Origin of the sequence: Fischerella major NIES-592, from assembly GCF_001904645.1 — a bacterium.
GTDB classification, from domain to species: Bacteria; Cyanobacteriota; Cyanobacteriia; order Cyanobacteriales; family Nostocaceae; genus Fischerella; species Fischerella thermalis.
Genome location: NZ_MRCA01000005.1, coordinates 81449 through 105156 on the forward strand (window position 1 = coordinate 81449; position 23708 = coordinate 105156).

The 23708-nt window shown below is 41.1% G+C and carries 18 protein-coding genes; 9 read left to right on the plus strand and 9 right to left on the minus strand.

Annotation, left to right across the window (positions count from 1 at the left end; all coding sequences use genetic code 11):
* Window positions 1-109: 109 nt before the first annotated feature.
* The 5 genes from NIES592_RS11220 to NIES592_RS11240 all read right to left on the minus strand — a co-directional run bounded on the left by NIES592_RS11220 (window position 110) and on the right by NIES592_RS11240 (window position 8425).
* On the minus strand, window positions 110-2677 hold the full coding sequence (locus NIES592_RS11220; protein WP_073555768.1) for a dynamin family protein: 2568 nt from the start codon (window positions 2675-2677) through the stop codon (window positions 110-112).
* Between the two features lie 814 nt (window positions 2678-3491).
* Entirely contained in the window at window positions 3492-4715 is a 1224-nt protein-coding gene (locus NIES592_RS11225) for an acetate/propionate family kinase (RefSeq protein WP_073555769.1), read from the minus strand.
* Between the two features lie 72 nt (window positions 4716-4787).
* Window positions 4788-5426: a histidine phosphatase family protein gene (locus NIES592_RS11230; RefSeq protein WP_062246383.1), complete on the minus strand. Its 639-nt coding sequence runs from the start codon at window positions 5424-5426 to the stop codon at window positions 4788-4790.
* A gap of 10 nt (window positions 5427-5436) precedes the next feature.
* Window positions 5437-6666: a transaldolase gene (locus NIES592_RS11235; protein WP_073555770.1), complete on the minus strand. Its 1230-nt coding sequence runs from the start codon at window positions 6664-6666 to the stop codon at window positions 5437-5439.
* 694 nt (window positions 6667-7360) lie between these two features.
* Window positions 7361-8425, minus strand: a complete 1065-nt coding sequence (locus tag NIES592_RS11240) for a potassium channel family protein (RefSeq protein ID WP_073555771.1) — start codon at window positions 8423-8425, stop codon at window positions 7361-7363.
* 141 nt (window positions 8426-8566) lie between these two features.
* On the opposite strand from NIES592_RS11240, the gene NIES592_RS11245 reads away from it, so the two are divergent.
* Window positions 8567-9853, plus strand: a complete 1287-nt coding sequence (locus NIES592_RS11245; RefSeq protein WP_073555772.1) for an aspartate aminotransferase family protein — start codon at window positions 8567-8569, stop codon at window positions 9851-9853.
* A 150-nt stretch (window positions 9854-10003) separates the two neighbouring features.
* Here the strand turns inward: NIES592_RS11245 and NIES592_RS11250 are convergent, their stop codons facing one another.
* The gene (locus tag NIES592_RS11250; protein ID WP_073555773.1) at window positions 10004-11566 is read right to left on the minus strand and encodes an NAD(P)/FAD-dependent oxidoreductase; all 1563 of its coding nucleotides are present in this window, start codon (window positions 11564-11566) and stop codon (window positions 10004-10006) included.
* Between the two features lie 330 nt (window positions 11567-11896).
* Here NIES592_RS11250 and NIES592_RS11255 point away from each other — a divergent pair, with 330 nt between their 5' ends.
* The 7 genes from NIES592_RS11255 to NIES592_RS25100 all read left to right on the plus strand — a co-directional run bounded on the left by NIES592_RS11255 (window position 11897) and on the right by NIES592_RS25100 (window position 19537).
* The gene (locus NIES592_RS11255; RefSeq protein WP_073555774.1) at window positions 11897-13186 is read left to right on the plus strand and encodes a glycosyltransferase; all 1290 of its coding nucleotides are present in this window, start codon (window positions 11897-11899) and stop codon (window positions 13184-13186) included.
* A gap of 77 nt (window positions 13187-13263) precedes the next feature.
* Window positions 13264-14337 carry a glycosyltransferase family 2 protein gene (locus tag NIES592_RS11260; RefSeq protein ID WP_062246395.1) on the plus strand — a complete coding sequence of 358 codons (1074 nt, stop codon included), beginning with the start codon at window positions 13264-13266 and terminating at the stop codon, window positions 14335-14337.
* A gap of 36 nt (window positions 14338-14373) precedes the next feature.
* Window positions 14374-15864, plus strand: a complete 1491-nt coding sequence (locus tag NIES592_RS11265; RefSeq protein ID WP_073555775.1) for a hypothetical protein — start codon at window positions 14374-14376, stop codon at window positions 15862-15864.
* A 151-nt stretch (window positions 15865-16015) separates the two neighbouring features.
* Window positions 16016-16876 carry an ABC transporter permease gene (locus NIES592_RS11270; RefSeq protein ID WP_016871977.1) on the plus strand — a complete coding sequence of 287 codons (861 nt, stop codon included), beginning with the start codon at window positions 16016-16018 and terminating at the stop codon, window positions 16874-16876.
* Window positions 16877-16878: 2 nt separating this feature from the next.
* Window positions 16879-18156 (plus strand): ABC transporter ATP-binding protein, encoded by a 1278-nt coding sequence (locus tag NIES592_RS11275; protein WP_073555776.1) that lies wholly within the window; start codon window positions 16879-16881, stop codon window positions 18154-18156.
* Between the two features lie 142 nt (window positions 18157-18298).
* A complete protein-coding gene (locus tag NIES592_RS11280; protein WP_073555777.1) occupies window positions 18299-19300 on the plus strand; it encodes a glycosyltransferase family 2 protein in 1002 nt (333 codons plus the stop codon).
* Between the two features lie 63 nt (window positions 19301-19363).
* The gene (locus NIES592_RS25100; protein WP_178379526.1) at window positions 19364-19537 is read left to right on the plus strand and encodes a hypothetical protein; all 174 of its coding nucleotides are present in this window, start codon (window positions 19364-19366) and stop codon (window positions 19535-19537) included.
* Window positions 19538-19583: 46 nt separating this feature from the next.
* Here NIES592_RS25100 and xseB read toward each other — a convergent pair whose 3' ends face one another.
* Complete coding sequence (xseB, locus tag NIES592_RS11285) at window positions 19584-19823, minus strand: exodeoxyribonuclease VII small subunit (RefSeq protein ID WP_073555778.1); 240 nt, start codon at window positions 19821-19823, stop codon at window positions 19584-19586.
* Window positions 19816-21084: an exodeoxyribonuclease VII large subunit gene (xseA, locus tag NIES592_RS11290; RefSeq protein WP_073555899.1), complete on the minus strand. Its 1269-nt coding sequence runs from the start codon at window positions 21082-21084 to the stop codon at window positions 19816-19818. The genes xseB and xseA overlap by 8 nt, the downstream gene beginning before the upstream one ends.
* Window positions 21085-21469: 385 nt before the next feature.
* Between xseA and recA the strand changes: the two genes are divergently transcribed.
* The gene (recA, locus tag NIES592_RS11295) at window positions 21470-22549 is read left to right on the plus strand and encodes a recombinase RecA (RefSeq protein WP_062246405.1); all 1080 of its coding nucleotides are present in this window, start codon (window positions 21470-21472) and stop codon (window positions 22547-22549) included.
* A 225-nt stretch (window positions 22550-22774) separates the two neighbouring features.
* Here the strand turns inward: recA and NIES592_RS11300 are convergent, their stop codons facing one another.
* Window positions 22775-23509, minus strand: coding sequence for an FHA domain-containing protein (locus tag NIES592_RS11300; protein WP_062246407.1), 735 nt, complete (start codon window positions 23507-23509; stop codon window positions 22775-22777).
* Window positions 23510-23708: the final 199 nt, after the last annotated feature.

Consider the following 23708-nt stretch of genomic DNA (forward strand, 5'->3'; position numbering starts at 1 on the left):
GATTTTATTTAATGAACCGCGAAGACGCGAAGTGCGCGAAGGAACAAGAGTTTCTTCTTTGTGTTCTTCGCGCCTTCGCGGTTCGTTTATCACCCCATAAATCCAATGGTTACAGTTCACTTGAATGAGAAATTATTGTTACTTGGGAAAGGGTTTCTAACCAAGGGGGAATGGATGTAGATTTATCTTTGTCTGTGTCGGCGATGTATCGAAGTAGGGGTTCGTGTTTGGTTTTTAATAGTTCTTGTAGACTATCTACGATTTCTTTGAGGGCCCGAGAAAAGGAAAATTTTACTTGTTTGGTTAGTTGACTGACGTATTGCACTAGGTGTAAGCCTGCGCTGGCGGTGATTTCGTCCCGCAGTCGTAAAACGGCTATTTGATGATTGAATGGTCTGGGAGGAGTCGGATATTTTTTATCGGGACTCCAGTCGAAGATTTGTCCGTTGGGGTGTTTTTCATCTTGGCGCGCTAGGGGAAATAAGGTGTCGGCGTTGATGGTATGATGATTGGTGGCTAATCCACTGTGTTCAATAATGAGCTTTTGCCATTTGTTGATGGGATCAACGGCGCGCAAAAGGTTACGAAATAGGCGGAGTTGATTTTTGCCAAAGTTGTTTTGAATGTACTGTTCGATGTCTGGTGACAGGACAGAATTGACTGTGGTACGTTCGTCGGCGACTTCGATGGATAGTTTTTTGAAAAAGTCGGTTACTGCTTCGGTGGTGCGATCGTGAGCAAAGGTTTGCATTTCTTGAATGGTTTGGACGAAGGCGGAGTGGAAATCATCGCTTTTGGTGGGGATGGTGTCTTCTACTTCTTCGTCACCAAAAATGCTGTCGGCTTTGGTGAGGGAAATTGTTCCGTTTTTGGTGCGATCGAATAGTAGTGTCCATTCGCTCCATTCAAAGAAGATTTTATTAGTTAATTCGTCTTTGACGACATCACTCACGGCGACTCCGTCGCGGTTTTTTAATATTGGTTGTTTTTCTAGTTCTTCTTGAAATTGTCGGTAAATTGTTACTAGGTTTTCTATACCTTGGCGCAGTTCGATAAATTTTGGATTTTCTTCGACGGGGATATAGGTGGGAAGTTGTTCGAGGAGGGTTTTGAGGTTATCTTGTTCTTTTTGCAGTGCTTTGACGGTTCTTTGGGTATCTTCGACAAGTTGTTTTAAGCCGTGTTGCGCTACGTGTTCTTTGAGTAGCGATCGCAATCTACTAATTCCACCGTCTTCTGCAAAGTCACTCAGTTGTTTGTGCAGGGTGCTGGATGGTGGTAGCTTTTTACTTAGTTGTTGCCATTTTTCCCGCAATTCGACTTCTGAAAGTTTGTTGGGTATGTCTAATTCTGGCAAAAACTCGCGGGATGAAACTTGGATGAGGGAGGAAAGTTCGGCAAGTTTGGCTAAACCGTGGAGTTGGGATAGTAGAACTATATTTTTTTTCTCTGTGGTTAAGTTGCTGGCACTGGCAATGGTAAGTTGGAGAATACCCAGGCTTTCTAATATATTTGCTTCGGAAAGTAATGGTTCGTCTACGAGTTCATCAAGGGCGCGTTCGTCACTCTGGGTAAGGGGAAGTTGATTGAAGCGTCCGACACCAACAATAATTCTATCTCTTAAGTCTTGTCCTTTGTCGCGTTCCAACATTGTGCGAATTTTGGAAGCGATCGCACCACCAGGATATCTACCGTTGAGTAACAGCAGCAGAGTTTGCACATCTGTAAGTTCGCGCAGTGACAAAAAGGTATCCCGTACGCCAGAATCGGCTGAACCCAAACCAGGAAAGTCTAACAAGACAAATTCATTTGTTCCCTGGAGTGCAGATAAATCCCAAATTTCTTTGGATACTTCGACGGTGACATCAATGCGGCGAATCAAAGAAAAGCTTTTGTGTAAGTCTACGGCTGATGGTTGAGCAAAATTTGCCCAAGGTTGGGGAGGTGCTGGTAGTTGATCAAAGCTGAGTTCTAAGATATTCATCGGCGGTTCAGCCAGTCTCAACCCTTTTTTGGCAGTAGTATGATCGATTTCGTAGCTTTTACCGCCAATATATTTACCGTAAGCGTTGTAGGTACGTATATACACTACTAACTCGCGCAGTAGCGATCGCAGTTCTAAACTTTGCGTCTGATTCCAAGCTTGTTCACACCATCTCAAAATTCCGTTGCTATCCACAATTGTGGTGGGGTGCAAGTTTTTGAGACTAGCCAGCAATTCCAAGGATAACTCAGCTGCTTTGGCTCGGACTTCAACTTCCTGTAGCATAAAGCGCAGACACTCTTTCACACCCTCGTCTGAGAGATAATGAACGGTGTACTTACCAATTTGTGTTGTTTGTAAGTCTGGTTGCTGACGCAAATGAATTGCGGTAACGTTGCCAGTGGTAGGGGTTTCACTGACAGGTAAAGCATCGGCGTAGCCAATGAGACTTCCAATTAATAAAGTTTTGCCACTGCTGAATTCACCCATGACGCCAATTTTCACAGGTGAAGAAGCAATTTCTACTACCCTTTGTGCAGATGCTTTTAACCTTTGAATGTTTTCATGGATACTATTAGGAAACCAGCTTTCCTGGGGAGGTGGATTTTGTGATACTAACTCCAGGCTTTGGAGAACGGATTCCCCATATTCTTTGTACTGCCTTAGTTGTGCGATCGCCATGTCACTTTTCATACTAATTCCCACGCTGTTATCAGTTGTCGGTTATGAGTTATTAGTTAGTTACTACGTAGGACAGCCGTGAATTTTCGATTTACGGCAATAGCCATAGTTATAACTTGGTTTTTAATCAAAAAAGTTTAGCAATTTGTTTGTTCTGATTGTTTCCAAATTGCAAAACTTAGTAGAAGTTTGCATAAATTTGTATTGAATCAAGGTAGTTTCAATAAAAAACCTCACCCCCTACCCCTAATCCCCACTCCCTTGGGGGAGTGGGGGCCCCGAGTTCCCCTCTCCTTGCTAAGGAGAAGGGTGTCCGATAGGACGAGGTGAGGTAAGTGTTGTGAGATTTTTTTCTATGAATGTCTTAAAAATGCTTGATGTTTTAGTACAGTTTTGCGTAAAGTCGTAAGCTTTTTGAGCGCAGAGTCTAAGCAGCAGGGGAGTTTCCATCCCCATTGAGGGGAAGCGTTATGGAAAGAGTTCACATCTGGAACGCTTACAGGGAGAGGGTTTTAGACCCCCCAATCGACACATCTCTGAATTAGGAGAAAAAAACTTCAAAAAATCATCGATTTTGCAGCCTGGTAACCTTGCTGCATAAGGCATCGACGCATGTCAACGAAGTTATTAACACGACAACATTTGCTATAAATGTGAAAGCGATCGCAAATCGTACACCTTTGTTTGCCAGCCCTGACGTAAAAGGAGGGATTGAGGGGAGTTTTTAGGATTCATGCAAGAGGTCTATCTAGTGCATCTAGGGTGAAAATGTAACAATCAACTACTAACCACTAACCACTAACCACTAACGACAAACTACTAACTATTAACTTTTGTACAGTAAATGCCAGCATTCCTGAGCGATCGCCCAATCTTCTTGAGTTTGGATGACTAAAACGCGAATACTGGAATCTGCTGCTGCAATATCTTGATCTTTGGGTGAAGCTTGATTTTTGGTTTCATCAAGTTTTAGTCCTAAGAAGGCAAAGGCTTCACAGGCTGCCGATCGCGTTAAAGAATGATTTTCCCCGATACCGCCAGTAAAGACAATCGCGTCTAATCCTCCCAGTACAGCCAACATCGAACCAATGTGCGATCGCAATCTATGAATATACATATCAAAAGCTAACTGGGCGCGGGTATTACCTTCACCAATGGCAGTTTGAATAGCACGCATATCACCAGATATGCCCGAAATGCCTTTCAATCCAGAGTCGTGATTGAGAATATCATCTAATTTGTCAGCATCGAACCCTTGCTTACGTAAAAGGTAAATTAAAATACCAGGATCGAGGGAACCGCTACGAGTCCCCATCATCAACCCATCCAAGGGCGTAAACCCCATTGTTGTATCGATACTCTTGCCATCTTTAATTGCTGTCAAAGAGCAACCGTTGCCTAAATGACATGTAATCAGTCGCAAGGAATTTAAGTCTTTGCCTAATAATTGCGCTGCCCGTTGGGAACAGTACTGATGACTAATACCGTGAAATCCGTAACGACGGATACCCTCTTTTTCATACCACACATAGGGACCGGGGTAAACAGCTGCGCTTAGAGGGATGTGGCTGTGAAAGCCTGTATCAAATACTGCCACTTGGGTAGCCTCAGGAAATACCTTCTCAGTTGCTTCTATTCCCTCCAAGTTGGCTGGATTGTGAATTGGGGCAAAACTTGCTAGACGTCTAATGGCTGCTTTGACTTCTTCTGTAACTAAAGTTGCCTGATTATATTCTTGACCACCATGTACTACCCGATGACCAACAGCATCAATTTCCTTAGCTGCTTTGATTACCTGTGTTTCACCCTCAAGCAGAGTCTGCAATACACGTTCAGTTGCTGATGCATAGGAATCAGCCTGAATTTTTTCTTTGAAAACCGCGTTTTCAGCAGTTTTAACTTCGAGTTCAGCAAATCCTTGATGATGAGTCCAGTCTACACTAGCTTGCCAAACAGGTTTTGGCGGATGCTCTGATAATTGATCCCCAACTATTTCATATAAACGACTTTTCTGGCTACTTGACCCAGAGTTGAGTACTAAAATTTTCATAATTAGTCATTTGTCATTTATTAGTAGTTAGTTGTTATCTCTTACTCCCCACACTCCCCATTGCCCCACCTCCTAAGTCCCTGGTCGTAAGCGCAATTCTTCTGGCATGTAATTACGATCGCCTAAGACTTGCAGCATCGGGCCATGAGTATCAAATTTGACGATGCTGACTGAGGTAGCTGGCATATCGATGCGATCGCGATAGCGTCCTAAATCAATACCTAATAAGTTGCAAAGTATAATTCGGATGGTTGCTTTGTGAGAAACTACTAAAACATTACCATCGGAATATTTTTCCTGAATTTCTGCAATCACAAGGGAAGCACGACTAGCAATCTGTACTGCTGTTTCTCCTCCTGTAGGTGGGTTCCAAGCTGGTTCGGCTAACCAACGCAGATAATCATCTAGGTAGTACTGCTTGACAAAATCAACATCTTGACCTTCCCATTTGCCATAATTAATTTCTTTTAGCCCATCGCGTAGTTCCATTTTCATCCCTATGGCATCACACAATGGTTTAGCTGTAGCAACAGTTCGCTTTTTGGGACTGGCATAAATTGCTGTCCAAGGTATGGAATTGTGTGCTTCGGCGAATGCTTTAGCCATGAGTATTCCTTCTGGTGTTAACTCTGGATCTAGTTCGCCACAGTATCCTCCGGTTTGGCTGTAAATTGTTTCGCCGTGCCGTAGCAAATATAGTTTTAAAACCACAGAATTTCCTCTATAAATTTTTCATCTCATAACTTTTGTTAGCGAACCCAAGGGAATTGAATGACAAGTGAAAGGCTGCTCCTAATCCACCTGCCATTTCTTCAGGAGTGATGATCCCGTCATGGTTTACATCAAGAGCATCAAATACTGCATCGATTCCTGTCCACTCTTCACGGCTGATGAAGCCATCACCGTCAAAGTCGTAAACTCGAAAGATATTTCCCAAACTGAGACAACTACAGCTATTTATATACTTGTTTTCCAAACATTCCAACCACTGCGCTAAAAGTTGTTCCAGAGCAACCAGTGTTTTGGACATACCAACAATTCCCTCTTCTAGTTTTTGGTATGCCATGCGATCGGCTTCATGCATATTGTAAAAAGTGTATTTATCAATATGTATTTTTCTGAAATGAGCTTCGGCTGCATGGGCGGGAACAAGTTGACGCGGTAATTCTCCTGTTGTAGATTGCAATTTTTTCAGTAGCACAGGTGAAATTGCTAGTAAGTCACAACCTGCTAACTCTGCAATTTGGTCAATGTTACGAAAGCCAGCCACCATGATTTGGGTTTGATAGCCAAATTTTTTATAGTAGTTATAGAATTGGCTGACTGATAGGACTCCCGGATCTCTAGTGGCTGGATAAAATTCACGTCCCGATTCTTTTTTGAACCAATCTCCAATTCGCCCCACCAAAGTAGAAACTAAAGTCACACCAGCTTCCGCACAGGCGATCGCTTGATGAATACCAAATAGTAAGTTTAAATGACAATGAATCCCTTCTTTTTCTAAAACCTCAGCTGCACGGATGCCCTCCCAGGTAGAGGCTATTTTCATTAAAATTCTTTCTCTGGAAATATTATTTGCTTCGTACAGAGAAACAAGATAACGCGCTTTGGCAATAATTGCTTCCGTATCGTAGCACAATCGTGCATCAACTTGTGTTGATATTCTACCTGTGATTGTTTGGAGAATTTTCTGTCCAAACCACACAAGCAAACGATCTACTGCTAGAGATACAATCTGATCAATTGTTGCTCCTGCACCTGCATCTTGCTTTGCTTGCAATAAAGTTTGATGAAATATATCTTTGTATTCAGGCATTTGAGCAGCAGCAGTAATCAAAGCAGGATTATTTATAGCATCTTGCGGCTTCAAATTTTCAATTGCTCTGATATCCCTCGCATCTGCAACCACAACGGTTATTTGCTGTAGTTGCTCTAGCCAAGTTTTAGACATCTTTCCATACCCTAAAGTCAAAAGTTTGTAGAAACGCAGTTCATCGCATCTCTACAAAAGCTAAAAATCCTTTTAGTTAAAGCCTTTCACTGATTATCCGTTGGATATATTTATCTTTGTCATAAGTGATTAATATAGTAGGTTAAAAATAAATATCTAGTAGACAAAGGTTAAAAAACTAAACTTACTAGCTTGCGTGGGACTGCTATCAAACACCTTACCAGCATTGCTGATTTTTGATAATCATCTATTTGATAGATATTGTAATTTTTGATGAATATTGAAACTGAATGCAAGAACAGATAAGCCAGTTAAGCATTTACTTTTCCTTGTTTAAGGATATATAGAAAGTAAATCCTTGTGAAATTCTGAACTTTGAGAATAAAACAACAAATAATTATTTAAAAATAAATCTAGTAGTCCACCCAATTGATTTTGAGAGGTTGCGGTTGTTCAGATTCCCGATTTTTTCAAAAAGTTGGGGATCTATGACCTTTCATAATTTGTTTGGCGGACTACTAGTTGATTTGGCATTGGAATACTATCAATCTGATTAGTTAGTAAATAGGAATTGATATGGTAAAAATATTTTCATAATGTAAAGATTTAATGATTTTTCCTTAATTGAGTTAACTGACTGATTTGCCATTCAATATCAACATCCCAAGAAGGCAGAGGGCAATAAGAGAGAGTCTTAAATCTTTTTTGGTCTCCTTAACTGCTTAGAACCAATTGGCCCCAGAAGTTGATTGAGGGCGCGCAGCTGTTCTGGTGTACCCATAGCAATTAACACATCTGCGGGCATAAATACTGTATCAGGGGTGGGGCCGCCGATGAGAGTGCCATCATTGCGTCGGACAGCAAGTATTAATGCACCTGTTTGCGCCCGCAACCTGGCTTGTCCTAAAGTCATTCCTACTACCGGACAAACTTTTGGGTCAAGCAAAAATTCTTCCATGTATAGTTGTCGGTCTGTACCTGAGATAATTCCATCAACGAAGTCCATAACTTGGGGTCTGAGAGCAGCCGCCGCCATGCGCTTCCCACCAGTGATATAAGGAGAAATAACAGCATCTGCACCAGCGCGTTGCAACTTTAGCAAAGCTTCTTCTGTACTAGCGCGGGCGATCGCTCGAATACCTGGGTTCAAAAATTTTGCGGAAAGGACTATGTATAAATTTTCTGCATCAGAAGGAAGGGCTGCGACTATACAAATTGCTCTTTCAACGCCGACTCTTATAAGAGTTTCATCTAACGTTGCATCGCCCTGGTATATAGTATAACCCTGCTCCTGTGCCTTCCGTACAGATTCGACATCCGAGTCAATAACCACAAAAGAGACGCCTTCTGCTTGAAATTCTATAGCAATTTGCCGACCAGTCCGACTAAATCCACAGATGATGTAATGCCCTGATAAAGATTCCATTGCCCGTCGCACTTGTCGAAGTCGAATTCCTTCTTGGAAGTAGCCTTGAATGACTGCTTCTGTAAATCGGTTGACGATGTAACCGATAGTGATTACCCCCATTAAAATTAGAGCGATGGTAAATAATCGTCCTCGATCCCCTAGTGGTCTTGTTTCACCATAACCCACAGTAGCTAAAGTTATGATTGTCATATATGCTGCATCTTGCCATGACCAGCCCTCAACTAAGGCGTACCATAGAGTACCAATCAGAAAGACACCAGCAAGAGCAAGTGCTCCTGCCATTAACTCTTTTTGGATGCGTTGATATTTCTGTTCCAGAGTTGAGTACACAATTATTCACCATCACCACTCGTTTTGAGGATAGCTGAGTGACAGCTTAAGATGAACTATTAGGTAAGGATAAGAAATTTTGACAGATTTCTATCAGACCAGTGAATCACCCTACAATAAAGAATTTAGGGAGCTAAGCAGGTGAGCCTAGAAACTCTTGTTCAACAACACCCCATTACTTCAGAGTCAGGTTCTACATTATCTAGCGCCTTTGATGCTGATAGTTTTGATGCGGTTGTTATGTCTACCTATGGGCGGTTTCCCCTCGCTTTAGAACGGGGTGCAGGCTGCCGCGTTTGGGATACCCAAGGACGGGAATATCTGGATTTTGTGGCAGGAATCGCTACATGTACCTTGGGACATGCTCATCCAGCAATGGTAGAAGCGGTGACACGCCAGATGCAAAAACTGCATCATGTTTCTAACTTATACTACATCCCCGAACAGGGAGAATTGGCAAAATGGATAGTTGAGCATTCCTGTGGCGATCGCGTGTTTTTCTGCAATTCGGGGGCAGAAGCAAACGAAGCTGCAATTAAACTGGCACGGAAATACGCGCACACAGTGTTGCAGATCGAACGTCCTATTATTCTCACCACTCACTCCAGCTTCCATGGACGTACACTAGCAACTATTACCGCCACAGGACAGCCGAAGTATCAAAAGAACTTTGATCCCCTAGTACCGGGATTCCACTATGTACCTTACAATGATATTGCAGCAGTAGAAGCAGCAATTAGCGAATTAGATGAAGGCGATTACCGCGTTGCCGCAATTCTAATTGAACCATTACAAGGAGAAGGCGGACTTCGTCCAGGAGATGTGGACTACTTCCAGAAACTACGGCAAATTTGCGATGAGACAGGCGTCTTACTAATTTTCGATGAAGTGCAAGTCGGAATGGGGCGCAGTGGCAAGTTATGGGGTTATGAATATCTTGGCGTAGAACCGGATATCTTTACCAGTGCCAAAGGTTTGGGTGGTGGTGTTCCCATCGGCGCAATGATCAGCAAAAAATTCTGTGATGTCTTTCAACCGGGAGAACATGCTAGCACCTTTGGGGGCAATCCTTTAGCTTGTGGCGTGGCTTTAGCTGTCTGCCAGACATTAGAACAAGAAAATATCTTACACAATGTCCAACAACGGGGTGAACAACTGCGAACTGGTTTAAGAGTGTTGGCTAGCAAATATCCAAATCACATCGTTGATGTACGCGGTTGGGGCTTAATCAACGGTATGGAATTAAAAGCAGACATTGAACTTACCGCAGGCGATGTTGTCACAGCAGCTATTAACGAAGGTTTATTACTTGTACCAGCCGGATCTAAAGTTATCCGGTTTGTACCACCCCTAATTGTCAGTGAAAAAGAAGTAGATACAGCGTTGCAGATTGTTGATCGCCTAATGGCGAGTCTTACTACTTTATAACTTCGTAGTAAGCGCCAAGGCGCTTACTACAAACAGTTTTCTTCTTAGTGTCTTTGTGTCTTGGTGGTGAAAAGAATTATTTTTGAAACACAAAGACACTAAGACACCAAGAAAATTTTATTCGGGAAGCTATGCATTGACAGGAATACTTTACATTCTTACACCCCTACAGTAATCCAAATAATCACTACCAGAACCATATTTCCAAGTATCAATCCAGCGATGCCAATAGTATTGAGAAATGCTGGGTAAATATTTTTCCCACGGTTCTAATCTTTGACTGAGCCAAAATAATGCAGAATAAATGCCTAAGTTTCCGTAATGTACCATCCAATTTAATAAGGCTGGTAAACCTACTTGGGGAATAACTTTAGCAACAATGCCTGGATGGGCAATACTTGTTTTTAACAAGGTTTGCGTTAGGGCTGGGAACTGTACCACATCTTGTAAAAATGGTTTTAAAACCATGTCACCTGACTGTTGCATTTGCCGAAATACTGCTGATAGCAATTCGTTGATTTGTTCGGGGGCAATTTTTTGATTGACTCCAACACTCATGGCTTTTTGAAATAGCCAAGTTACACTCAAGCTGGGTTGATATGGTTGCAGTAGTGCTAATGCGCTGGCAGATAATTGATCAGTTTGTAGTGCTTCATGAATACCTTGGCTTAATCTGTGCAAGTGACGCACCATCGCCCCAAAGCCACCAAAACTTAAAGGAGATTGATTCCCACTACTATCTCCTATGGGAAGAATGCGACTCCAAGGTGTATGTAGGGGGCTTTGACGATAGGAGGGAAAGAAGCCAAATAGCGCCCGTTGGAATGTTAGTTGTGGTAACTCCACGCTTTGATATTTTGGCATTAAACGCAGATATTCTTCAAACAAAGTTTCTAATCCTATGTGTTGTGGATCTGCATCCATATAGGTAAACATGTAAGTAGTTCTGCCATCCCTAGCAGGAAAAGCTTCCCAAAAGTATTGGCACTGCTTTTGAATCCGTGTAAAAGATAAGATTAAATCGCCAGTGTGATTTTCTGGAAATCCTTGAGCGCAACTACCAACTACCAAACACAATGCATCCGGTTTTTGTCCTTGTCGTGCTTGTTGAGTAATGGGAGAAAAGTGTCCCATTGCATCGATTAACAATTTAGCTTTGTATTGATTGTTGACTATCACTCCATCCGGGTGAACTACTACTTCTCCAAAAGGTGTATTTTCAAATAAATTTCCACCAGCTGCCAAAAATTTTTGTTTTAAAGTTTCCAGTAAATACACTGGATCTATACCAATATTTAATACGTTTTCTACCCAAATCTCAACACCGTTATCAAAGCCGACTCTGGCAGGGTTGTATTCTGTTGCGATCGCTTTTTCTAATTCTGCATCTGTTAATAGAGATAATTCTAAGAATACTTGCAATTCTTTACGGGAAATATTCCATTCTTGATCTCTCCCCCGCAATCTACCCCGTTCTATCAATGCTACCCGCAATCCTTGCAGGGCAAGGGCGCAGCCAATTAAAATCCCTAAAGTACCACCGCAAATTAAAATATCCCAATCGACAGCACCCAACTCTTGTTGATTTTCTCTTACTACCACCGGTACTGGGACTTTACCTTCTCTGATGGATGATAAAAGGCGATCGCTACGACGCAACCCCCCTAAAACATCACCTGGTAATTGCCAAAGAATTTCCTCGGTTAAAGACATAGAACTTGATTCCAGCAAAGTCACTGATCTTGATCGTAGCGACTCCACAAGCATAGGGTCGTGACTGTTACCTTTGTGAACTTCGTGTCTTCGCGGTTAAAAAATATTGATTTTGAGCATTACGAATATCATATCTCGGTATTTTATCAACATGATTTTTCCATTTCAAAGAAAAATTAATTATCCTGCTTTTTTGTAAAAAAATAATGAAGATGTCTCTGACACTATTTCTGAATAGCAAAAAATAATTAGGTTTAAAAGTACATGTAATATAGTGCAACTAAATTGTTTGTCTGTTGATCAACAACTAGTGAGTGATGACATCAGCATATGAAAATAGCTTTCATAGTGAATAAATTTCCGGTCATATCGGAAACATTTATTTTGAATCAGATTACAGGCTTAATTTGTCGAGGGCATGAAGTTCACATTTACGGTGATAGACCTGATGATCATGCTAAATTTCATCCAGATGTAGAAAAGTATGACTTGCTAAAATGTACTTTTTATGCCCCTCAAATGCCTGATAATAAAGTCTGGCGGCTGCTCAAAGCACTGTGGTTAATTATTACAAATTTTCATAAAGCTCCATTAGTAATATTGCGATCGCTCAAATTTTTAAAGTCCAATAAAGATACACCAGCTCTAAAAATCTTATACTCAATTATTCCTTTGTTAGGTGCAGAACCATACGATATCATTCACTGTCAATTTGGTATCCTGGGCAACGCAGGAATAATTTATCGTGACATTGGTGCTATCAAAGGTAAGTTAGTTACTTCTTTTCGGGGCTATGATATCAGCTGGTATGTCAAAGAGTGTGGAGAGAAAGTTTACAATAAGCTGTTTCTCAAAGGAGATTTTTTTCTAGCAAATTGTGAGTTTTTTCGTCAGCGAGCAATTCAACTAGGTTGTGATCAAAAGAAGATAATTGTTCACGGTTCGGGAATAGATTGTAGTCGATTTAGTTTTCGGGCGCGTCAGCCTCTAGCAGATGGTAAAATTTATATTGCTACGACTGGTCGCTTGGTTGAAAAGAAAGGCATAGAGTATGCCATTCGTGGCGTCGCCCAAGTTTTAAAAAACTATCCCAATCTAGAATACAATATCATTGGCGATGGACACTTAAAAGCACATTTGCAGCAAGTAATTACAGAACTGGGTGTGGCTGAAAAAGTCAAGCTTTTAGGTTGGAAAAATCAACAAGAGATTATTCAAATTATCGATAATACCTACATTTTTATTGCTCCCAGTGTCACCGCTAAAGATGGGAATCAGGATGCTCCTGTGAATACCCTCAAAGAAGCAATGGCTATGGGTTTACCAGTCATTGCTACTCGGCACGGTGGTATTCCAGAACTAGTTCAAGATGGTATTTCTGGTTTATTAGTTCCAGAGCGAGATGCAGATGCGATCGCAGATAAACTAACTTATTTAATTGAGCATCCAGAGTTATGGGAACAAATGGGTAAAGCTGGTCGTGCTTATGTAGAAAAACATTACGACATTAATCACCTCAATGATGAACTAGTAAAAATTTATCAGCAAGTCATAGTAGATAAATTACAGCCATGCTCAGAGCAAAGCATAGATTCCATTGCTAGTCCTAAATACACCTAAAAGAGATAAAGGCTAGTCAAAATTCTTCACAACAGTTCACTTAACTTTTTTCTGCATATTTCAAAAAGGCTGAAACCATGAATCAATCTCAATTTCTTGAGCCAGAAGTTACTATTGTCGTTGTTCCTCGTGAGCGTTTTAGCTATACTCGTGAATCCTTGGAAAGTATTTACGAAAACACAAATTACCCTTTCAAGTTAATCTATGTTGATGGAGGTTCACCTACTCACATCAAAAATTACCTCGCTACTCAAGCAGTTGAGAAGAAATTTCAACTAATTCGCACTGATCACTACCTTTCCCCCAACCATGCTAGAAACATCGGTTTACGTCAAGTTAACAGTAAATATGTTGTCTTTATAGATAATGATGTTGTAGTTACACCTGGTTGGTTGCAGCGATTGGTAGATTGTGCTGAAGCAACTGGGGCTACTATAGTTAGTCCCCTCATCTGTCAATACCTACCACTACACACAGAAGTGCATTGTGCAGGCGGAGAATCTGGTGTGAAAGTAGAAACTAAAGGCGAGACTACCAGACGGCGAATAATTGAAAAAATTTATAAGCAAGGACGGAAAGTAGCAGATGTACGTCCCCAACTGCAACGGCAACAAACCGGGTTAGCAGAGTTTCACTGTATGATGGTACGCACAGAAATATTTGCTCAGATTGGTCTTTTAGATGAAGGACTGTTGAATACGAAAGAACACGTAGATTTGTGTATTATGGTTAACGAGGCTGGCGGTACAGTCTACTTGGAACCTGAATCCTTAGTAACCTATGTACCAGGCCCGCCCTTAAAATGGACAGACCTACACTTTTATATGCTGCGGTGGAGTGATGCTTGGGAACTAGCAAGCTTGAAACGCTTACGTGACAAGTGGAATCTCAGCGAAGATGAGTACTTCCAAAACAAGTACAAACGCTTAGGATGGCGGCGAGATATGACAATTGTCAACCCCCTCGTCCGTAAAATTCCCCTTGGCAAACTTGGTTCTCGAGTAGTGGGCAAAATTCTCCGACAAATAGATAAGGTGTTAAACCATTATCTTACCTCTCGCTATGCCAAAAAATACTTACAAGGATCGCCAAATCAAATCCCTCCACAACAGCCGCCAACATCTACCATGACAGCCTCATCCCAGAGTTAATCAGGGTGTGCCTGCCAAACCAAGGACACGACCTCCATGCAAAAAGAATCTGTGCTTACCACTAATTCCCCATTAATGATGCGGCCTCACCGTCGCCAGTTTGTGATTGGATCAGAAAGTTTTCGTGTGTATGACGACTGGCATTGTTGGCAGTTGGATGCCTCCACATGGATTTCCTATTGTCCCGAACTCTTTGCTAGTTGGACAACTGATGCAAACGGGACTACTTGGGTAATCTTGGGAGTGGCTGTGGAAACCCTAGAATCCCGTTCCGAACCACTAGCAGAGATTGCTCAGACAGCCAGCGCCGATGTACCTAACCTCTATGCCAGTTGGGCAGGTCGTTGGGTGTTAATCGGTAATGGCAAGGTACATATGGATGCCTCCGGACTTCTCGGTTGCTTTTATGGTAAAACACGCGACGGTCAAGTTTGGGTATCAAGCAGTCCAGCTTTACTTGCTGATATACTGTCACCCAAAGCTGATTCTCGGCAGTTATATTACCAACAAGGGCTGTCGTGGTTTACACCACCACTTTCGCGCTTTGTAGACATCAGTCGGCTTTTACCTAGTCAAGTTATTGAACTCAAAGACGGTAGCATTCAACCCCGACCTTTGCTACCGCCAATCAATCCTGATTTTGACTATGAAGAAGCTTTGGAACTTTTGAGCCAAAGTATGATCACAGCACTGCGGGGGCTTTATCAAAAACAGAGCAAACTGTGGCTGGGACTTTCGGCGGGTGTTGACTCACGATTGGTACTAGCAATGGCATATCGTGGCGGTGTCAACATCGCACCCTTTACCCGGATTGCTGCCAGAATGTCAGTAGCCGATCGCATTCTCCCAGCTACCCTAGCAAAAAAACTCGGATATCAGCACATCTTTTTGCATGGACGTAAAAGTCAAGCCAACCGTCAGCATCTCGTTACAGAACACAGCGCAGATCATGTTTCTCAGGGTGACGCTCTGCCTTTTCTCCAAAGTGTACGAGATTCCCTAGAGGGAATTTCTGTTGGTGGTTGGTGCATGGAAGTGGGTAAAGCAATGTGGCGTAATTCCCTACCTGATACCATAGACGACACCGAAATCTGCGCTCAACAAATTGCCCGAAATTATGGGGAACCGTTAAACTCAAGTGCGATCGCAGGTATGCGTCAGTGGTTAGAATGGGTGAAGCAAACTCCCCAAGCACACATGGATTGGCGAGATAGGTTTTACATCGAACAACGCCTAGCTGGGTGGCAAAGTTCCAAAGAACAGTTGTATGACCTCAGTAATATCCAGAGAATCCCCATTGTTAACGCTGCCCGCACCTATGCCTTAATGCTTAGCATTGCCGAAAACCGCCGCCTCAATGCCAAGTATCAGCTCGATTTGATTTCTCAAGCCGTCCCTCAAATATCTTGTTACCCTTGCAACCCCAGTGACGAATATTTTGGCAAACTACGGGCAATGATCATCAAATCTTCATATGACCCTTTATATATACCCCGGATCGTTGCCAGAAAACTGCGATCGCGGTAGTCTTTTTTATTGTCAGTAAATAAAAATCCAAATTTTGCCACATCACAGTCTAAATTGAGAATATCTCAGTCATATAGATATAGTGGATAAAACCCACCTGTGATTGGCAATGTATTACAGTGTAGTAGGGTGAAAAACTTTGAAGCCAAACATGCATTCAAAACATCAGCTACCCGAGGTGATTCATACACCAGAAAGTAGTCTGAAGCATCCCCTCCGATTACTCCAACAAATGTGGCGAGACTTACTTGCTTCTCGTGAACTCGCTTGGCGGCTAATGGTACGTGATATTAGCGCCCAGTATCGTCAATCATTTTTAGGAATAGCTTGGGCTTTCTTACCCCCTATTGTTATGGCAGCTAGCTTTACCCTTGCCAAGGGTGCCCAAGTTATCAATGTCGGGGTGACAGATATACCCTACCCAGCTTACGTCATGTTCAGCACTGCTCTGTGGCAAACATTTGTAGAAGCATTAAACGGCCCAGTGCAAGCCGTGACAGTTGCCAAGCCAATGTTAGCCAGAGTTAATTTCCCTCGAGAAGCACTGATTTTAGCAAAGCTAGGCGAAGTGTTTTTTAACTTTGGCATTAAAACAATATTGATAGTGGCATTATTTATATTCTTTCGTGTTTCCGTAAGTTGGACGGTGATTATAGCGCCAGTAGCATTAATTCACTTAGTTTTACTAGGAACATTCATCGGTATTTTATTAGCCCCTTTTGGAGTTTTATATCAAGATGTATCTAAAGGGCTAAGTTTAATCACAGGATTTTGGCTGTTTTTAACTCCAGTAGTCTATGCAGTTCCTAACGAAGGAACATTTGGATATTTAGTTAAGCTTAATCCTGTAACTCCTCTATTAGTGACAACTCGAGAGTTAGCAACCACAGGAGTAGTATCAGAACCTTTAGGATTTTGGGTAGTCAGTGCAATTACTATTATTGGTTTACTACTGACTTGGATCGCCTTTCGTCTTGCCATGCCTTTCGTAGTTGAAAGAGTAAGTTCTTAATCATGACTGATTTAATCGAAAAAAAGATTTCTATCCAGCCTCCAGACGATTCTGAGGTAGTAATTTCAGTAGAGAATGTTTCTAAAAAATTTTGTAGAAACTTAAAACAATCTTTATTATATGGTGTGCAAGATATCACCACAGAATTGTTTGGCGTCAATAGAAATAGTGATGTCTTAAGACCAAAAGAATTTTGGGCACTGAAAGATATTAGCTTTCAACTAAGACGAGGAGAAGCACTAGCGTTAATCGGGTCAAATGGAGCTGGCAAAAGTACCATATTACGCATTATTAGTGGTTTGATTAAGCCTGATACTGGCAGGGTCAGAGTAAGAGGTAGAATAGCACCATTAATTGCCCTGGGAGCAGGGTTTAATCCAATTTTGACGGGTCGAGAAAATATTTATGCCAATATGTCAATTTTGGGTCTATCTACCAAAGAAATTGAAGAAAGATTTCAGGATGTTATAGATTTCGCTGAAATTGCCGATGCTATTGATGCACCTGTACAAACCTATAGTTCTGGTATGGCAGCACGACTAGGATTTGCTTGTGCTGTCCATATCGAGCCAGACATTTTACTAATTGATGAAGTCTTAGCAGTTGGGGATATTAAGTTTAGAATGAAATGCCATCGCAGACTAGCAAAACTTCGAGATAACGGCACTGCTTTTATTTTAGTTTCTCATAATCCACCAGCAATTTTAAATGTCTGTACTTCGGCAGTATATATATCAAAAGGTAAATTAATTACTACCGGCGATATAGATACTGTAGTGCGTAAATATGAAGAAGATTTGTGTCTAGCTGGGACAGAAAAATCTCCAGGTTATTTAGTTTTGCCAGAGAAATCTCAGAATGAAAGTACAGGTATAGATATTACTTCTGTATATTTTAAAGATGCACAAGGCAATATTGTAGCAACACCTACAAGCGGTGAGTCTATCTCTCTATGTGTAGAATGCAAAGCACATCGGAGAGTAACTAATGCTAATTTATGCGTCACAATTACAGATGTTGGTGGAGAAAATGGACGGATCTTATATCTCACTGCTGCCAACGATAATGAGTATTTAGAGGTCTTACCAGGCAAAAATGAACTACAAATGTATATGCCTTTTTGCTGTTTGAATCCTGGTGTCTACAATACTAAAGTTTTTATTAAAGAAGGTGCTTACTCTTTTGATGCAGTCGAATCTTTTAGATTCACAGTGAAATCAAATACGATTACTAGTCAATCTTTGTTTTATCAACCCCGAGAATGGAAAGTTATCAATTAAATAGTACTGCACCCAATCATATTTCCCAGTTTAACATTGCTATATTCAAAATATTAACTGTACTTGCATAATTTCAGAACCATATTATTTCTGTGTTTTTAATTATTGATGAATATATTCCAACACATCCAGTCAAATACAAATGCCAAAACTTGTCTCAATCATCATTCCTTGTTTTAATGCGGAAAAATGGTTAAGCGAAGCGATTGATAGCTGCTTACAGCAGACATATCCTCATCTCGAAATTATTGTTATTGATGATGGTTCAACTGATAATTCATTAGAAATTATCAAAAGTTATGGTGATAAAATTATCTGGAAATCTCTACCTCATCAAGGCGGAAATCATGTCAGAAACTATGGCTTTCAGATATCAAAAGGAGAGTATATCCAGTACCTAGATGCAGATGACTATATATTACCTGAAAAAATTGCCAGACAAGTAAGTTATTTAGAAACAACTGGAGCAGATGTTGTTTATGGTGATTGGAGACATCAATATCACAATGCAGATGGAACAAGTTTTTTAGGTCCCATAGAAATTGCTGCGACACAAGCTGATGTTCTTGAGTCGTTACTAGCAAATTGGTGGACTGCGGTTGCTTCTTTACTCTACAGAAGAAGCGCCATCGAAAACAGTGGTGGATGGGATGAAAACTTATCAGCTGCACAGGATCGAGATTTTTTCTTATCAGTAGTAATGAATGGTGCTAAAGTAGTATATCAACCAGGTTGCTATTCAGTGTATAGAAGATACGGCAATGTGACAGTTTCCACTTGTAGCAAATCTCGTTGGATAGAATGCCAAAGTATAGTATTACAAAAAGCACAAAACAAGCTAATACAGTCAAACCAATTAACAATTAAGTATCGTTGCGCATTAGCTTTATCTTATTTTGAATTGGCACGAGAATCATTAAAATTTGACTATGGAATGTACCTGCAATTCTTGGAAAAAACTTTAATATTATCTCCTGATTTCAAGCACAACAGTCAACGAACAGCATATAATTTGATTCAAAATGTTTTTGGATTTAGACATACAGAAAGAATATTTTTTATAATGTTGTTTATCAAAAATATTATCAGTTCCCTGAATCAATACTTGCTCAACACAAAAAGAAAATTAAGTGTAATATCATAGTTAGTAGAAAATAGAACCCAATGAAGCTGCTCTCTCGTTCTAACTTCCATATAGGAAATGCAAATGAATCGTTCAAAAATTGTCGCAATTATTACAGGCGTTTTTTCTTTAATTTTAGCGATCGCCTACCTGCTTCTGGTGCAAATACTAGACTTTCGCGGCGAAATGAAACCCGCTCCTACCAGTGGAATAGAACAGCCAGTATCAATAATTACCTCAACTCCTACAAACAACTGACTCAACTCGTAGCATCTACAGTTAATTACTCAAACCAAATCCCCAACTACTGATCATCCAAAGTTTCAATCAACAAATCTACTTGCTGTTGTCGTTGACGTAAAAAACTTTCACACTCACGCAAATACTCAACAGCTTGAGCAAATTGCTCAAACACATCAGCCAAATCCAACTCACCCCCCTCAATCCGATTAATAATACCCTCTATCTCAGCAACCTTCGCCTCATAATTCCAGACCTCAGCCTCTACAGACTTAGAATTAGAAGAATTATTGCGCTTAACCATGCAAATCTTGGCGTCCTTGGCGCCTTGGTGGTTTAATTAATTCCGTAACCCTTACTTTCACCTCACCCTGACCCAACTGTATCACCAACTCCTGCCCCATAGCTAACTCACTCGCATTGCGAACAGTCATCCCATCTTCTTGCCTGACCACCGCATAACCACGTTGTAACACAGCCTTGGGATCAAGAGTTGTTAACTTTTGTCGTAACATCTCTAAATATTGAGTTGCTTGTTGTAACTTAACAGACGTGATTTGCACCAATTTCTGACGTTGCCAAATCAGCGCCTGCATTTGTTGCTGTACCTGCTTATCCAAGCGTAAACGCTGCAAACGTTCTCGCAGTCCTTGCAGTTGATTATCAGCAGTTTCCAACTCCCGTTGCACAACTTGCTGCAAACTTACAACTCTCTGTTGATGCTGATTATATAGATCCGCCAGTGCCGGAACAACTCGTTCTGCCGCCGCAGTGGGAGTATGCACATTCTCATCTGCAACTAAATCTACCAAAGACTCATCCCTTTGATGCCCAATTCCAGTAATGATAGGAATTGTACAATTAGCCACTGCTCGCACTACTCGTTCATCATTAAAACAAGCCAATTCCTCCACCGCACCCCCTCCCCGCGATAAAATTATCACCTCGGCTCGTCCATCTTTTTCTACCCGTTCAATAGCCTTAACAATAGACTCCGGTGCTTGCTCACCCTGAACAGTAGCAGGAGCAAATAAAACATGTAAACCAGGGTATCTTTGTCTGAGAGTCTTTTGGATATCCCCCCAAGCAGCAGCAGTAGGTGAAGTGACAACAGCAATCGTTTGGGGATGAGAAGGAAGCGATCGCTTCCTTTGTGGATCAAGTAACCCTTCTGCTTCTAGACGGTTTCGCAGTTGTTGGTAACGTAGCGCCTGCAAACCCACACCAGCAGGTAAAGCTTGCCAAACAGACAGTTGATATTCACCCCGTGCTGGGTATAGCTTTATACTACCTAAAACAATCAACTGCTCCCCTACAGTTGGTCTTTGCATTAGTTTAGGTAATTGCCCATTCCATACCACACATTTAATTGCTGCTTGCCCATCGGGGTCTTGCAAAGTAAAAAATAAGCCACTGCGGTGGTTGTTAGCACTAGAAACTTCTCCAATTACCCAAATTTGCCGCAATTGTTCATCTTGTTCTAGTAGCAAGCGCATATAGTCAGTTAAACCGGCGACGCTAACAGCTGTATCAGGAATCAAAAATTCAGTAACATCAGCAGTCATTTGATTTTGGATTTTTGGTTTTTGATTGATTTCAGGGTATATACCCATAAAGTTCTGTAAATAAAAGTAAAAATATCATCGTAGTAGCGTTTGAGCAGGCATATTGCTACTACATGTTGCATAATAACCAAGATAGACAATACAAAATTTAATACCAAATACCAATTTTAGAAATGATTGCAACAGATATAAATCTACAGAACCTATACCCAGATCAGTGTCCTCATCCAAAATCTAAAATGGTATGATCCCCTGTTCTAGCAATATTGATCAGCCCGCGTTAAACTATGTAGCGATTAGCCGCAGGAAAATGTCAAAATAGTATATCTGTTCTATTAAATCTTCCCAAGCAACACTCCCTAAATCCATATATATAGAGGTAGGAATGGCTGTTAATACTGATAATGCTGGCAAGCAAAAAGCGCTCAACATGGTACTCAACCAGATTGAGCGTACTTTTGGCAAAGGAACAATCATGCGCTTGGGCGACGCTACCCGGATGCGGGTAGAAACCATTTCCAGTGGGGCGCTGACATTGGATTTGGCATTAGGCGGTGGTTTACCCAAAGGTCGAGTCATAGAGATTTATGGTCCAGAAAGTTCTGGTAAAACAACTTTAGCACTACACGCCGTTGCAGAAGTACAAAAAAATGGCGGAATTGCTGCCTACGTTGATGCAGAACACGCCCTCGACCCCACTTACGCTGCGGCTTTAGGTGTAGATACAGAAAACTTATTGGTTTCTCAACCAGATACAGGAGAAGCAGCCTTAGAAATTGTCGATCAACTCGTTCGCTCAGCAGCAGTAGATATAGTCGTCATTGACTCGGTAGCAGCCCTAGTTCCTCGCGCGGAAATCGAAGGTGATATGGGTGATGCCCACGTTGGTCTTCAGGCAAGATTGATGAGCCAAGCTCTGCGTAAAATCACTGGTAATATTGGTAAATCTGGCTGCACAGTAATTTTCCTCAACCAGTTACGACAAAAAATTGGTGTCAGCTACGGTAATCCCGAAACTACAACTGGTGGTAATGCTCTCAAATATTACGCTTCGGTACGCTTGGATATCCGTCGGATTCAAACCCTGAAAAAAGGAACTGAGGAATTCGGTAATCGCGTCAAAGTCAAAGTTGCTAAAAATAAAGTCGCCCCACCTTTTAGAGTTGCAGAATTTGACATTATTTTTGGTAGAGGTATTTCTACCTTGGGTTGTCTTGTAGATTTAGCAGAAGAAACTGGCGTACTCAACCGCAAGGGAGCATGGTATAGCTACAATGGCGACAATATTTCTCAAGGTCGAGATAACGCCATTAAATACTTAGACGAAAAACCAGAATTTGCTGAACAAATTAAGCAACTAGTACGGGAAAAATTAGAAAAAGGAGCTGTTGTTTCCGCTAACTCTGTCAGGAAGACAAACGAAGACGAAGACGAAGATATGGATGATGCTTCTGAAGAAGAATAGTATTGGTTAGTGGTTGTAGAGACGTGCCATGGCACGTCTGTACAGTAGTCATTAGTTAGTGGGTAGAGACGCGATGTTCCTCGCGTCTGTACATTATTAGTCAAAAACTAACTGCTAAGTGCTAAGCATTTTCTGCCAGAAAAACGCGAACCCCGACTTCTCAAAGAAGTCGGGGTTATGTAGTCAAAGTTAATAAAATAATCATCAAATCTGTAAAAACAGCTATTATATAGAATTACTAGGCATTTGTTTACTGAAGAAATTATCTAAAATTTCTGATTGCTGTTTTTGACTTAGCGATACCGCAATTTCTTCACTATTAATTATTGGAATCTCTCTAAAAGCTTCTAAAGTATGATCTAAGTTCTCCGGAGATACTTTTCTATTTATTTGCGCCTCATCACCATCACCACTTTTGCGTGTAACTAGTTGCATCAATAACTCAACTGCAACTCTAGGCAATACTTGGGGTGGTGTCAAATTCATATAAAAAGAAAAAGTCATGCTACCTAGCCGAATATGATCACCATCTTGTAGTTTGATTGGGCGATAAACAGGTTCACCATTCACAAAAGTACCATTGGTACTACTAAAGTCAACTAGGTAAAAGCCTGAGTAATCAGCATTTTCAATATACTGAATAGCTGCATGACGACGAGACACGCGTCTGTCACAAACACAAATACCACAGGTGCGATCGCGGCCTATAGTCCAAATATACTGTGGTTGTAATAATGTCTGCGTCTTACCCTCAGATAAATTAGTAATGACATAAACAGCAGAACTATCGATTACACCTTGTAGGTAACACCCCTGCACTCCTGTAGACAATGGCTGAGGTAAATTTTCTAACTGAAGAATTTCATCTAAAAAGCTACTATGGTGTTCATACAACTTAAGGAATACTTGATATAAACTCAGCCGCTTTTCTAATTCCTTTTCTGAAAATTCAGCAATCATAGCTTAGCCTTTATATTGCTAACAAATATCTATTTTTGAAGTCAGTTATGAACAATTATTCTGAATTTTATAATTTGAAATAGTGTCTGACATACTTGATGCTGTGAGTTTGAGCATCAAGTAACATACATTATGAAGTTTTCCCTATCCCAGATTAAAGTTTCTCTTCAGTTTAAAGTAACCGCAATACTACTTAATG